General features: G+C 68.8%; 11 protein-coding genes. 2 read left to right on the plus strand and 9 right to left on the minus strand.

Annotation, left to right across the window (positions count from 1 at the left end; translation table 11 throughout):
- Positions 1–3: 3 nt before the first annotated feature.
- From ftsW to mraZ, 9 genes are all read right to left on the minus strand, one after another.
- A complete protein-coding gene (gene ftsW, locus EV138_RS02335; protein ID WP_133976813.1) occupies positions 4–1,287 on the minus strand; it encodes a putative lipid II flippase FtsW in 1,284 nt (427 codons plus the stop codon).
- Between the two features lie 14 nt (positions 1,288–1,301).
- Positions 1,302–2,741: a UDP-N-acetylmuramoyl-L-alanine--D-glutamate ligase gene (gene murD, locus EV138_RS02340; protein WP_133976814.1), complete on the minus strand. Its 1,440-nt coding sequence runs from the start codon at positions 2,739–2,741 to the stop codon at positions 1,302–1,304.
- The gene (gene mraY / locus EV138_RS02345) at positions 2,738–3,814 is read right to left on the minus strand and encodes a phospho-N-acetylmuramoyl-pentapeptide-transferase (RefSeq protein WP_112240465.1); all 1,077 of its coding nucleotides are present in this window, start codon (positions 3,812–3,814) and stop codon (positions 2,738–2,740) included. The genes murD and mraY overlap by 4 nt, the downstream gene beginning before the upstream one ends.
- Positions 3,811–5,205 (minus strand): UDP-N-acetylmuramoyl-tripeptide--D-alanyl-D-alanine ligase, encoded by a 1,395-nt coding sequence (locus tag EV138_RS02350; RefSeq protein WP_133976815.1) that lies wholly within the window; start codon positions 5,203–5,205, stop codon positions 3,811–3,813. Before EV138_RS02350 ends, mraY begins: the two co-directional genes overlap by 4 nt.
- On the minus strand, positions 5,202–6,749 hold the full coding sequence (locus tag EV138_RS02355) for a UDP-N-acetylmuramoyl-L-alanyl-D-glutamate--2,6-diaminopimelate ligase (protein WP_133976816.1): 1,548 nt from the start codon (positions 6,747–6,749) through the stop codon (positions 5,202–5,204). The genes EV138_RS02350 and EV138_RS02355 overlap by 4 nt, the downstream gene beginning before the upstream one ends.
- 50 nt (positions 6,750–6,799) lie before the next feature.
- Entirely contained in the window at positions 6,800–8,506 is a 1,707-nt protein-coding gene (locus EV138_RS02360) for a peptidoglycan D,D-transpeptidase FtsI family protein (RefSeq protein WP_238157912.1), read from the minus strand.
- A gap of 541 nt (positions 8,507–9,047) precedes the next feature.
- Entirely contained in the window at positions 9,048–9,728 is a 681-nt protein-coding gene (ftsL, locus tag EV138_RS37150) for a cell division protein FtsL (RefSeq protein WP_166678451.1), read from the minus strand.
- On the minus strand, positions 9,728–10,840 hold the full coding sequence (gene rsmH, locus EV138_RS02370; protein ID WP_133976819.1) for a 16S rRNA (cytosine(1402)-N(4))-methyltransferase RsmH: 1,113 nt from the start codon (positions 10,838–10,840) through the stop codon (positions 9,728–9,730). Before rsmH ends, ftsL begins: the two co-directional genes overlap by 1 nt.
- Positions 10,841–11,085: 245 nt before the next feature.
- The gene (gene mraZ, locus EV138_RS02375) at positions 11,086–11,517 is read right to left on the minus strand and encodes a division/cell wall cluster transcriptional repressor MraZ (RefSeq protein ID WP_112240456.1); all 432 of its coding nucleotides are present in this window, start codon (positions 11,515–11,517) and stop codon (positions 11,086–11,088) included.
- A gap of 313 nt (positions 11,518–11,830) precedes the next feature.
- Here mraZ and EV138_RS02380 point away from each other — a divergent pair, with 313 nt between their 5' ends.
- Entirely contained in the window at positions 11,831–12,784 is a 954-nt protein-coding gene (locus EV138_RS02380) for an AAA family ATPase (protein WP_133981670.1), read from the plus strand.
- A 3-nt stretch (positions 12,785–12,787) separates the two neighbouring features.
- On the plus strand, positions 12,788–14,074 hold the full coding sequence (locus EV138_RS02385) for a DUF58 domain-containing protein (protein WP_133976820.1): 1,287 nt from the start codon (positions 12,788–12,790) through the stop codon (positions 14,072–14,074).
- The last annotated feature ends 33 nt before the right edge of the window (positions 14,075–14,107 follow it).

A 14,107-nucleotide genomic window follows, 5' to 3' on the forward strand; every position in this document is an offset into this window, starting at 1 on the left:
CTTTCAACGCTCCCGCGTGTTCTCACGGCCAGGGTGGCCAGGTGTACGCCACGAAGACACCCACCAGAACAAAGGCCGCCGGGATTCCTTCAGGGCGGCCTGCGCGCCGGGCTCGGCCTTCGCGAAGGACAGCAGCATGCCGATCGCGATCAGCGTCGGCAGCAGTGCGGACCCACCGTACGACAAAAGCGGGAGCGGGATACCCACGATGGGTAGCAGTCCGATCACGGCGCCCAGGTTGACCAGCGTCTGGGCCATGATCCACACCGTGATTCCGGCCGCGGCGTAGCGGATGAACGGCTCGGTGGTCCTGGTCGCAATCCGGACGCCGGCGTAGGCCAGCGTGAGGAACAGCGCGAGCACGGTCAGTGAACCGATCAGCCCGAGCTCCTCGCCGATCACCGCGAAGATGAAGTCGGTGTGCGCCTCGGGCAGGTTGCCCCACTTCTGCCGGCTGTTGCCGATCCCGACCCCCCACCAGCCACCGGTGGAGAGCGCGTAGAACGCGTGGTACGCCTGCCAGCCGACGCCGCTGGGGTCCGCGAACGGATCCATGAACTGCGCGACCCGGGCCATCCGGTAGCTCTCCTGGCTGACGAAGAACCCGCCGATCGTGCCGACCACGGCCAGCATCCCGACGAACAGCCTGGTCGGTGCGCCGACCACCCAGATCATCCCGACCATCACGGCCATCAGGACCAGCGACGTGCCGAGGTCGTGCTGGCCGATGATCAACGCGATCACCAGACCGCAGACCGGCACCATCGGGACCAGCAGGTGCTTCCACTGGGTGAGCAGCTTCTGCTTGCGGGCGTAGAGATCCGCGCACCACATCACCAGTGCCAGCTTGGCGAACTCGCTCGGCTGGATCTGCAACGGACCGCCGAAGGAGATCCAGTTCGTGTTGCCGTTGACGTTCTTGCCCAGGCCCGGCACATAGGTGAGCACGAGGAGGAACACCGAGCCCAGCAACGCGACGTACGCGAGCATCCGGAAGTGCCGCGGTGTCATCCGCGACGCGACGTACGCCATCGGCAGGCCTACCGCGACCCAGATCAACTGGCGGTAGGTGATCGTGTAGGGGTTTCCGTAGGTGTTCAGCGACATCACGCTCGACGCCGACGCGACCATCAGCAGCCCGAGCACCAGCAACAAGCCGGTCGCACCGAGCAGGATGTGGTACGACGTCAGCGGCCGGTCCAGCACGTCCTTCAGGGCCGAAACCCAGCGCCGGTCGGTCGCGGGGCGCGCAGCTTTGTCGTCCGGCCGGTCAGTGATCGTCGTCATGCGATCACCGCGGCTCAGCGGTCGCCCAGCCGCAGTACGGCTTCGGCGAAGGCGTCTCCGCGGGCTCCATAGTTGGCGAACATGTCCCAAGAAGCGCAGCCAGGCGCGAGCAGCACGGTGTCACCCACCTGTGCAAGCTTCGCAGCCTCCCCCACCACGGTCTCCATGGCTCCAGTCTCCGTCGCCTCCACGGTGATCGTCGGGACATCCGGCGCGTGTCGGGCAAGTGCTTCGGCGATCACCGCCTTGTCCTGGCCGAGCAGCACGACCCCGCGCAGTCTCGGCGCGGCGGCGATCACCAATTCGTCGAAGGTCGCGCCCTTCGCCTGACCGCCGGCGATCCAGACCACGTGCTCGTAGGCGAGCAGCGAAGCCTGTGCCGCATGGGGATTCGTCGCCTTGGAATCGTCGACATAGTTGACCCCGGCAACTTCTCCGACGTGGGCGATCCGGTGCGCGTCCGGCCGGAACTTCCGCAACCCGTCCCGTACCGCCGTCGCCGGTACGCCGAACGCGCGCGCCAGCGCGGCCGCGGCCAGCGCGTTCGCCACGTTGTGCGGAGCGGGTGGGACGACGTCGGCGACGGCCGCCAGCTCGAGGGCCGACGACGCGCGCTGCTCGACGAACGCACGGTCGACGATCAGGTCCTCGACCAGGCCGACCATCGAGATCGCCGGCGTACCGAGGGTGAAGCCGATCGCGCGGCAGCCCTCGATCACGTCCGCGTCCATCACGAGTTGCTCGGTCACCGGGTCGGCCACGTTGTAGACGCAGGCGATCTGGCAGTTCTCGTAGATGCGGCCCTTGGCGGCGGTGTAGGCCTCCATCGAGCCGTGCCAGTCGACGTGGTCGGGCGCGAGGTTCAGGACGGCGGCCGAGTGCGGCGACATCGAGGAGGTGAAGTGCAACTGGTAGCTGGACAGCTCGACCGCGATCACGTCGAACGGTTCGGGGTCCATCACGGCTTCCAGCAGCGGGAGACCGACGTTGCCCGCGGCAACGGCCCGGTGGCCGGCCGCGGTCAGGATCGCGGTCAGCATCTGGACCGTCGTCGTCTTGCCGTTCGTGCCGGTGACACAGAGCCAGGGTGCCGCGTTCGCCGGATCGCGCAGCCGCCAGGCCAGCTCGATCTCGCTCCAGATCGGGATGTTCCGTTCAGCGGCGGCCGCCAGCAGTGGCGCGTGCGGAGGGATGCCGGGCGAGGTGACGACGATCTCCACGTCGGCCGGAAGCTCCGCCGTACTGCCCGGGCCAAGGGTGATGGTCGCGCCCAGCGTTTCGAGGATCTGCGCCTTCTCGCGCAGCGCTTCGGTGTCCCGGTCGTCCAGTACGACGACGTGCTCGGCGCCGGCCTGCAGCAGCGAGTCGGCGCAGGCGTAGCCCGCGGTACCGAAGCCCAGAACGACGAAACGGGTCGTCGACCAGCCTTCGTCGGTGCGTGTCGACAGACTCATCCGGCCACCCATTCCGCGTAGAACAAACCGAGCCCGGTGGCGACGCACAGACCGGAGATGATCCAGAACCGGATCACCACGTTGACCTGTTCCCAGCCGAGCATCTCGAAGTGGTGCTGCAGCGGTGCCATCCGGAACAGCCGCTTGCCCACGCCGGTCGTGCGTTTGGTGACCTTGAACCAGGAGACCTGCAGGATCACCGAGGCGGTGATGATGACGAACAGGCCGCCGAGCAGCAGCACCAGGAGCTCGGTCCGGGTCATCACCGCCAGGCCGGCGACCGCGCCACCCAGCGACAGCGAACCCGTGTCGCCCATGAAGATCTTGGCCGGCGACGCGTTCCACCACAGGAACCCGAACAGCGCGCCGGTCAGTGCCGCGGCCACGACGGCGAGGTCGTGCGGATCCCGTACTTCGTAACACCGCGAGCCGGGCGTGGTCGCACAACTCTGGTTGAACTGCCAGATGCAGATCAGCGTGTACGCACCGAACACCATCATCGAGGCGCCGGTCGCCAGGCCGTCCAGACCGTCGGCCAGGTTCACTCCGTTCGACATCCCGGCGATCAGCAGCAGGATCCAGATCACCACCAGCACAGGTGCCAGATGCAGCCAGTTGATGTCGCGGATGAACGAGATGAACGGCGACGCCGGCCGTTGCCCGCGGCCGTCCGGGAACTGCAGGGCGAGTACGGCGAAGGCGACCGCGACCAGGGTCTGGCCGGCCAGTTTCGCCTTGCTGCGCAGGCCGAGGCTGCGCTGCCGGACGATCTTGATGAAGTCGTCCAGGAAGCCGACCGCGCCCATCCCGACGAACATGAACAGCACCAGCAGGGCCGACGCGCTCGGCTCGGTCATCGTGAACAACTTCGCCGCGAAGTACCCGACGACGGTCGCGGTGATGAAGACGGTGCCGCCCATCGTCGGCGTACCGCGCTTGGTGTGGTGCGAGGTGGGCCCGTCGTCGCGGATCTCCTGCCCGTAGCCTCGCTTGGCCAGCAGGTTGATCGCCAGCCGCGTGCCGAGCAGCGTGAGCGCCATCGACACACCGCCCGCGAACAGGATCGAGATCACTGCGAAGCCTCCTCGAGCAGCGCGGTCGCCAGCCGGTCCAGGCCGACGAAACGGGAGGCCTTCACCAACACCACATCTCCCTGCCGCAATTCCTTGCGAAGCAACTCCAGTGCCTCGTCCGAGGTTTCGGCGTACGCCGACTCGTTGCCCCAGGATCCTTCCAGGGACGCCCCGAGGTGGATCGGGCGGGCCGCCTCGCCGACCACGACCAGCCGGTTCACGTCCAGCCGGACCACCAGCCGGCCGATCCCGTCGTGCTCGCGCTGCGAGTCGTCGCCGAGCTCACCCATCGGCCCGAGCACCGCCCAGGTCCGCGCGCCACGGGCGCGGCCGATCGCGACCAGCGCCTTGAGCGCGGCCCGCATCGACTCCGGGTTGGCGTTGTAGGCGTCGTTGATCACGGTCACGCCGTCCGCGCGCTCGGTGACCTCCATCCGCCACTTCGACATCGTGGTCGCCGCGTTCAGCCCGGCAGCGATCTGCTCCGGCGTCAGCCCAGCAGCCTGCACGGCGGCCGCCGCGGCCAGCGCGTTCGGCACCTGGTGCTCACCGACGACCTGCAGCTGTACTGCGTGCGTCTCGCCGCCGAGGTGCAGCGTGAACCCGGGCCGGCCGCCCGCGTCGAGCGCGATGTCCGTCGCCCGGACATCCGCCTCAGGCCCTTCGCCGAAAGTGACGACAGTCTCCTTGGTCCGGCCGGCCATCGCGGCGACCCGCTGGTCGTCGGCGTTGAGCACCGCCGTACCGCCCGGCAGGACGGCCTCGATCAGCTCGCCCTTGCCCTGCGCGATCGCGTCCTGGCTGCCGAACTCGCCGATGTGCGAATGGCCGACGTTCAGCACCAGGCCGATCTTCGGCGGGGTGATCCGGCACAGGTAGGTGATGTCGCCGATGTGCCGGGCACCCATCTCGGCGACCAGGAACCGGGTCCGCTCGTTCGCCTGCAGCGCGGTCAGCGGATGCCCCAGCTCGTTGTTGTGCGAACCGGCCGGCGCCACCGTCTCGCCATACGGCGCCAGCAGCTGGGCGATCAGGTCCTTCGTGCTCGTCTTGCCCTGGGAGCCGGTCAGGCCGACGATCACCAGCTCGGGAAGTTTCGAGATCACCAGCCGGGCGAGCTCACCCAGCGCGGACTGCGCGTCCTCGACGACGATGCAGGGGCTGCCCTCGATCTTGCGGGTCGTGAGTGAGGCGACCGCGCCGGCCTCGGTGACCGCGGCGACGTAGTCGTGCCCGTCCACCTTCTCGCCGGCGAAGGCGACGAACAGGCCGCCCGGCTCGATCTTGCGCGAGTCGATCACGACGGGACCGTCGACGACAGCCTCGGCGTCCACGCCGACGAGCTCACCACCGACGGCTTCGGCGATCTGGCCGCAACTGACTGGGATCACAGTGCCTTCTCCTGGGTCGCCGCGAGCAGTTCGCGCACGGTCTCGCGGTCGTCGAACGGGTGGATCACGCCGCCCACGTCCTGACCTGTCTCATGGCCCTTACCGAGCACCACCACGGTGTCCCCCGGTCCGGCCAGTCCGATGGCGGTGGAGATCGCCTCGCGCCGGTCCCCCACCTCACGCAGTTCCACACCCGGTACGGCGGCCCGCGCGCCCTCGACCGCCGCGGCCCGGATCGTCGCCGGGTCCTCGCTGCGCGGGTTGTCGTCGGTCACGATCACCACGTCCGCGGTCCGCGCCGCGGCAGCGCCCATCGCGGGTCGCTTACCGGCATCGCGGTCGCCACCGCAGCCGACCACGGCGAACAACCGGCCCTTGGTCGCACCCCGGGCCGCCTGGAGTGCCAGCGCGACCGCATCAGGAGTGTGCGCGTAGTCGACGATGACCGCCAGCCCGTCGGCCCGCGTGAACGTCTCCATCCGGCCCGGTACCGCGGCCGTCTGCAACCCGGCTGCGATCGCCTCGGCCGGTACGTCGACCTGCCGCAGCATCGCCACGGCCAGCAGCGCGTTGGCCACATTGAAGTCGCCCGGCAGCCTGATCTCGACCGAGAGCGTCTCGCCCGGTCCCTGGATGTCCAGCACGGTCGTGCCGTGCTCCGACTGGTGCTTGGCGGCGACCGTCCAGTCAGCCTCTCGCGTGGTCGACACAGTCACGAGCGGTACGACGGTCTGGGCGGCGAGCCGGCGGCCGTACTCGTCGTCGATGTTGACGACCGCCAGATCGCAGCGCTCCGGCGTGAACAGCGATGCCTTCGCCGCGAAGTAGTCCTCGAACGTCTTGTGGAAGTCCAGGTGGTCCTGGGTCAGGTTGGTGAACCCGGCCACGGCGTACCGCGCACCGTCGACCCGGCCCATCGCGAGCGCGTGGCTCGACACCTCCATCGCGCACCAGGCGACGTGCTTGTCCCGCATGACCGCGAACAAGGCCTGCAGGTCGGTGGCTTCCGGGGTGGTCCGGACGCTCTTGACGACCTCCGCCTGGGCGCCCGAGCCGATCCGGGTCTCGATCGTGCCGATCAGGGCCGCCTGGCCGATGGTTCGCAGTACGGAATCGAGCAGGTAGCTGGTCGTCGTCTTGCCGTTGGTACCGGTGACCCCGAGCAAGCGGAGGCCCTTCGTCGGTTCGCCGTAGATCTTGGCGGCGACAGCGCCCAGTACGTTGCGCGGCTTCTCGACCACCAGGGTCGGCAGCCCAGCTGCGAGCGCACGGTCCTCCCCGGCCGGATCAGTCAGTACTGCGACCGCGCCGGCGGCCTTTGCTCCCTCGACGAAAGCCGCCCCGTGAGTGACCGCGCCCGGCAGAGCGGCGTACAGGTCACCAGGCAAAATCGAGCGGGAGTCGAGCGACACACCGGTCACCTCGGCAGCGGCCGTGGGGACGCGCGCCCCGGCGGTTGTGGCGAGGTCGGCGAGGCTGATCGGGACTGTGTGCCGCGGCCTGATCGCGGCAACGGCGCCGCCTGCAGCAGTTGGGGTGGACACGGGCCCAGAGGCTACCGCTCCGGACCCTGTCGCACCTACCTGACCCTGCGTCACCAGGTGAGCGGAGTGACGGGCGACTTGGCACCGGTGGGCGGTACGGCGTACTTCTGCAGCGCGTAGCTCATCACGTCGCGGAACACCGGGCCTCCCTGGAAACCGCCGCCTCGCCCGTTGGTCGGGTTCTGCAGTACGACGTACGTAACGAAGCGCGGGTTGTCTGCCGGGGCGAACCCGGCGAAAGAGGTCGCCCACTTGCGGTAGCAACTGCAGGCGGAGTCCACTTCCTGGGCCGTACCGGTCTTGCCGGCGACCCGGTAGCCAGGGATCTGGGCCTGAGTGGCAGTGCCGCCCTTGCTGACCACCGACTCCATCATCAGCGAGACCTCCCTGGCGGCGTTCTCGCTCACCACGCGGCGCGACGGTGCCGACGGGTTCGGGATCACCTCGCCGTTGGGGCCGAGGTAGTTCTTCACCAGCTTCGGCGGGGTGAAGACGCCGCCGTTGGCGACCGCGGCGACCGCGGCGGTCATCTGGACGGCGTTGGCGGACAGGCCTTGGCCGAACGCGACGTTCGACCGGGTCAGCTCGCTCCACTCGTCACCCGGCGGCATCAGGCCGCGGCTCTCGCCGGGGAAGTTCAGCCCGGTCGGCTCGCCGAAACCGAAGTTCTTCAGGTAGTGCACGAACTGCTGGATCGGCATCTGCTGGGCGGCCATGATCGTGCCGACGTTCGACGACTTCGCGATCACGCCGGAGATGGTCAGGTTCAGCAGGCCGTGGTCGAAGTGGTCCTTGATCGTGCGGCGCTGGACCGTGTACGACCCGGGCACCTGGAGCTTGGTGTCCATCGAGATCAGCCCGGCGTCGGCCAGCGCGGCCATCGTGACGACCTTCTGCACACTGCCCGGTTCGTAGACCTGCTCGAGCGCGGGGTTCTTCAGCGCGGCGGCCTTGACCGGCTTGTTCGGGTCGAAGGTCGGGTAGTTGGCCATCGTGAGGATCTCGTTGGTCTTCAGGTCGATCGTCACCACGGTGCCGGACTCGGCCTTGTACTGCTTGACCGCCTGCTCGATCCGCTTCTCCGCGAACCACTCCAGGTCGGCGTCCAGGGTGAGCTGCGCGCCGGTGCCGGACTTCGGCTCCTCGACGGTGTGGTCGGCGTTCGGAATCTTGTTGCCCTTGGCATCGACCTCGTACATCGCCTTGCCGTCGGTGCCGGACAGCTTGTCGTTCAGGCCGTACTCGAGGCCGGACAGGCCCTGCCCTTCGGCGCCGACCACACCGACCACGTTCGCGGCGATGGTGCCGTTCGGGTGGCTGCGGATCGGGTCCGCCTCGGTGTAGAGGCCGGCCAGCAGCGGCTGCTTGACCTTCGCCCGGTCCTTGTTCTGCGCCTTGATGGAGGCCGAGATCTGGCTCCACGTCTGCGGGCTGACCTGGTGGGCCAGGTAGGTGAACCGGCCCTTCTTGGTCATCGCCTGCACCAACTGGTCGTACGACGTACCGGACAGCTTCGGTGACAGGATGGCCGCCAGGTCGCCTGCGACCTTGCTGGTCTGGGACGGGTCGGCAGTGATCGCCACCGCGTCGTCCGAAACCGACAGCGGTACGCCGTTGCGGTCCACGATGTCGCCGCGCGATGCGTGCAGGACGAAGGGCTTGGTGTTCTCCTTCGTCGCGGCGAGCGCGTACGAGTCCGGGTCGACGCCCTGCAGCAGGATCAGCCGGCCGGCGAACAGCGACAGCACGAACGCCATCACGCCGAGCGTTACCCGCAGCCGGAGCGTGGGACGGCCGAGCTTGAGCGTCCGCGGCGGGCGCTTCGGCTTCGGCCTGCGCGGCGCCGATGGCCGCCTGCTTTGCGGCGGCCGCTTGCGCGGCGGCACTGCCTTCTTGCCTGGGGCCCTCTTGCTCGCAGTGCTCCTGCTGCCGGCGTTCTTGCTGACCGCCTTCTTACTTGCGGCCTTCTTGCTGGCAGCGGCCTTCAGCGGTCGCCCGTCAGGCCCCGTACGCCGCGCAGCCGGCCGCGCATCGCCGGCGGCCGTCTTCCTCGGCCGATTGGGCGCAGCCTTCTTGGCAGCCTTCCGCGGCGCATCGCCTGCTGGCCGGCCGGTCGCAGCCGGTGGTTTGCGTGGACTCTGCGCCCCGCCGGCACCAGCGCGTGGCTTGCTACCTGAGACAGGGCGCTTGCCCTGCGTAGCGGACGGACGGCGGGGAGCGTTACGGGGCGGGTTACCCCGCTCCGGTTCACCGCCACGTCTACGTGGCGGCTCATCACCCCGTCGCTCCGTCATCCGATCATCCCCCGGTGGTCGTGGTGGTCCCTGTCGTGCCCGGCGGCTTGGTGGTACCGGCCGGCGGCTTCGTAGTGGTCGCAGGCGGCTTCGTAGTACCGGCCGGTGGCTTGGTGGTGCCGACTGGCGGCTTGGTCGTGCCCGCGGGTGGCTTCGTCGTACCGGCTGGTGGCTTCGTCGCGCCGGCTGGTGGCTTGGTGGTGGTGACGGGTGGCGTCACCGGCTGGGTGACCGCCGGCGGGTTGGGCTTGGGCAGGGCGTCGGGGCTGAACATCGCCGTTCCCGTGCCCGCCTTGGCCTCCTCCGGTACGCCGAGGACGCGGCCGTCCGACAGCCGCAGGAACACCGGGTTCTGGTTGGGCACCATGCCCATCCGCAGCGCCCGGTCGGCCAGGTTCTGCGGCGACTCCAGCGTGCGCACCTCGCGCTCCAGCTGCTCCTGCTGGTCCCGGAGCTGGTCGGCCTGCTGGTTCAGGGCGGTGACCTGAAAGGTGCCTCGCTGCAGCTCGGTGTTGAGCAACAGCAGGCCCACCAGGCCGGCTGCGAGCAACGCCACCACGAAGATGACGAACGGCATCCGCGGCGGCCGGAACGGCGCGCCGTAGACGACCCGCAGCTTCGGCTCCTGCTTGGTCGCCGGGGCCGGTGTGACCCGTGCCTTGGACGGACTGAACACAGTACTCATCAAGCCACCAGCCCCTTCTCCCGGACGCGTTCGGCCGCCCGCACGCGAACAGAGGCCGATCGCGGGTTCTCCGCGAGCTCCTCCTCGGTCGGCCGTTCGGCACCCCGGGTCAGCAACTTCAGGTACGGCTCGTGACCGGCCGGAATCACCGGCAGGTCGTCGGGCACGTCGGTCTTGGTCGCGGCCGCCAGCGTCTGCTTGGCGATCCGGTCCTCCAGCGAGTGGTAGCTCATCACCACGATCCGGCCGTGCAACGCCAACGCCGCGAGGGCCGCCGGCAGCGCGCGCCGCAGTACGTCGAGTTCGCCGTTGACCTCGATCCGCAACGCCTGGAAGGTCCGCTTCGCCGGGTGCCCCCCGGTCCGCCGGGCCGCCTGCGGGATCGCGTCGCGGACCAGCTCGGACAGCCGGGCGCTGTTGGTGAACGGCTTGGTCTCGCGGGCCTTGACGATCCGGTCCGCGATCCGGCGGGCGAACTTCTCCTCGCCGTACTGGAATAGGATCCGGGCCAGGTCGGCCGCGGAGTAGCTGTTCAGGATGTCCGCGGCCGTGGTCGGCGCGGTGCTGTCCATCCGCATGTCCAGCGGTGCGTCCTGGGCGTAGGCGAAACCGCGGTCGGCCTCGTCCAGTTGCATCGAGGAGACGCCGAGGTCGAACAGGATCCCGTCGATCGCGGGGATGTCGAGGTCGGCCAGCACCTGCGGCAGTTCGTCGTACACGGCGTGCACGAGCGTGATCCGTTCGGCGTACGGCGCGAGCCGCTCGCCGGCCAGCCGCAGCGCTTCCGGGTCGCGGTCCAGCCCGACCAAGCGGGCTTGCGGGCAGGTGCGCAGGAAGGCTTCGGAGTGGCCGCCGAGGCCGAGGGTGGCGTCGACGAGGACGGCACCGGGATGCTGCAGCGCGGGCGCCAGCAACGCGACGACACGGTCGAGCATCACGGGAACGTGCCGCTCGGCAGGCGTCGGCGCAGCAGAAGTGTCCTGGTCGGCATGGGCGGGTGTCGGCGCAGCAGAGGTGGCCTGGTCGGTGTCGGCAGGCGTCGGCTCGGGAGTCGGGGCACCGGCAACGTGCCGGTCCTCCGGGTCCCGCGCACCGCGCTCTTCGCCGCTCATCTCGACCCTTCGATAACAGCGGGAGCGACCCTGCCCCCGCAGGTTGTGATTGCCGTGCCGTGCCGTCCTGCTGGGGCGGGTGGAGTGCGGTGGAGTTTCGTCCGGTCAGATCGCGGGTTCGCCTTCCGGGGAAGTACCTCCGGTCTTGGCGCCGGGGAAGTGGCGTCAACACCGAGGTCGGAAGTCGGACCCGTGATCTCACCGGACGGTCTGCGCTCCGGGTGCTGCTGTTGAATTCGGCGTACTCAGAAGATGCCGGGCAGGACCTCCTCGGACAGGTCGGCGAATGCCTGCTCCTGCTCCGCGGAGTACCGGTTCCAGCTCTCCGTGTTCCAGATCTCCACCCTGTTCATCGCCCCGATGACGACACAGTCGCGATCCAGTCCCGCGTAATCGCGCAGCATCGGCGGGATGGTGACCCGGCCTTGTTTGTCCGGCACCTCGTTCGAGGCGCCGGCGAACAACATCCGCAGGTAGTCCCGGGCACCTTTGTTGGTGATCGGAGCCTGCTTCAACTGCTCGGTCAGCTGGACGAACTCCGCTTCGGGCCACACGAACAGCGACCGCTCCTGTCCACGAGTGATCACCAGACCCTCCGCCAGCTCGTCCCGGAACTTCGCCGGTAGGAACAGTCGGCCCTTGTCGTCGAGCTTGGGGAAGTGCGTTCCGAGGAACACGCTCCACCTCCCCGTTGCGGTCTCTCCGTCTCAGGTCGAGCTTTTCCCACCATTTCAGTACCACTGCGCTCCACCTTACTCCACTTTGCACCACCGTCAACCAACATTGCCCCACTCCGCCCGCGTTTCGGCGCGCCGTACGCTGGAGGTCACGGATCGGCAACTGCGGGTGAGGGCCATTTCGATGAACTCCGAAACGACTGGTAACGAAACGCGCGGGGATCTAGGCCCGACCCCTGCCCCGGGTCAGAATGAGTCGGCCATCAACCAAAGGGGAGGACCAAGGGTGAGCACCACCGCGACCAGCTCGGCCATGGATTTCGACGAGCTGACAGAGGTGGCGGGACGGGTCCGCCGAGCCATCGAGACTGTGATCGAGGGCAAACCCGATGTGGTCGAAGTAGCCATCACCGTGCTGCTCGCCGAAGGACATCTACTCATCGAGGACGTACCGGGCGTCGGTAAGACGATGCTCGCCAAGGCGCTGGCCAAGTCGATCGACTGCAGCGTGCGCCGGATCCAGTTCACGCCGGACCTGCTGCCCTCGGACATCACCGGCGTGTCGGTGTTCAACCAGGAGGTCCGCGACTTCGAGTTCAAGCCGGGCGCAGTGTTCGCGAACATCGTCGTCGGCGACGAGATCAACCGCGCGTCACCGAAGACCCAGGCCGCACTGCTGGAGTCGATGGAAGAGCGCCAGGTCACCGTCGACACCACGACGTACCAGCTGGACGCGCCGTTCATGGTGATCGCGACGCAGAACCCGATCGAGATGGAGGGAACCTATCCCCTTCCGGAAGCACAACGCGACCGCTTCATGGCCCGCCTCTCGATGGGCTACCCGGAGCCGGCCGCCGAGCTGCGGATGCTCGACGGGCACGCCGCCGCCGAGCCGCTGCAGACGCTGCAGGCGGTGACCGACGGCCAGCAGATCCTGCGCCTGGTGAAGACAGTGCACTCCGTGCACGTGTCGGAGTCGGTGAAGGAGTACGCCGTGGCGCTGGTCGGGGCCACCCGCAGGTCGCAGGAGCTCCGGCTGGGAGCCAGCCCACGAGCCACCCTGCACCTGATCCGGGCCGCTCGGGCCGCTGCCGCACTGGACGCCCGCGAGTTCGTGCTGCCGGACGACATCCAGGAGCTCGCCGTACCCGTGCTCGCGCACCGCGTGCTCCCGGCCGCAGAGGCTCACCTGGGTGGGCGCGGAGCGGCGGACATCATCTCCGGGCTGGTGGCCTCCGTGCCGCTCCCCCGTAACCGTCGGGACTGAGACATGCGGCAGGCACTGCGCGGGCTGACCACCAGAGGGCGAGCCTTCGTCGCAGCGGGCATCACTGCCTCTCTGTGTGCGTTGCTGCTCGGCCAGAAGGACCTCCTCCGCGTCGGCATCCTCCTGGTGGCGCTGCCGATCGTGGCGGCGCTGGTGGTCGGCCGGACCAGGCTGCGGCTGCAGGTCCGACGCAGCCTGGCGCCTGATCAGGTGCCGGTCGGCACACAGGCGACGGTTGAGCTGACGTTGACCAACCAGGGGCGGATGCCGGCCGGCTTGCTCCTGCTCGAGGACCGTATTCCTTATGTCCTCGGGCACCGGCCGCGGTTCGTCGTCGACCGCGTCAGCCCGAACTGGCGGCGTACTGTCTCCTATCCGGTGAAGTCGGACGTCCGCGGGCTGTTCCAGGTCGGTCCGCTGATGCTGACTGTGGCCGACCCGTTCGGCTTGGTGGAGACCAGCAGGACCTTCACCCGCAGCCAGCACCTGTTGGTGACGCCGCGCGTCTACCGGCTGCCGGAGGTACGACTCGGTGCGGACCGGGCGGGCTCCGGTGAGAACCGGCCGCGCGCGATCGCATCCGCCGGCGAAGAGGACGCGACTGTGCGCGAGTACCGCGACGGTGACGACCTGCGGCGAGTGCACTGGCGCTCCACTGCTCGGCGTGGCTCGCTGATGGTGCGTCGTGAGGAGCAGCCGTGGCAGAGCCGCTGCGCGATCTTCCTCGACGCCCGCAGCATTTCGCACCACGGGCACGGGCCGTCGTCCAGCCTCGAGTGGGCAGTCAGCGCGGCAGCATCGATCGGTATCGACCGAATCCGACGCGGCTACGTGACCACCCTGCTGGGCGGACCGACCACGCTCACCGCAATCAACCACCGCAGCTCGACCGCGGTGCACCAGCCACTGATCAGCCAGCAGTTGCTGACCGAGTGCGCGACCGTCGAGGAACACAAGTACGCCGAGATCGGCCCCTTGCTGACCGTCGACCGGCACATCCAGGAGCCCAGCCTGGTGGTCGCCATCGTCGGCGCCTGCAGTTCCGACGACATCACCTCGCTCAATCGCTGGCGCACCAGCCAGGCGACAGGAGTGGCGCTCTTGCTCGATGCGGCAAGCTGGTCAGTGGGCGCGGAAGGCACCGAGAAGGCCGCCCGGCTGACCGCGGCCACTGACGCCACCGAGAACGAACTGCGCCGCAACGGCTGGCGGGTAGCCAGAGTTCAGCGCGGGGACCATCTCCCGACCGTGTGGTCCACCCTCGGACTGCGGAGCGGAAGGATCGCATGACCGTCTTGATGCCACGCCTCCGTGCAGGCGGGG

The organism is Kribbella voronezhensis (assembly GCF_004365175.1).
GTDB lineage: Bacteria > Actinomycetota > Actinomycetes > Propionibacteriales > Kribbellaceae > Kribbella > Kribbella voronezhensis.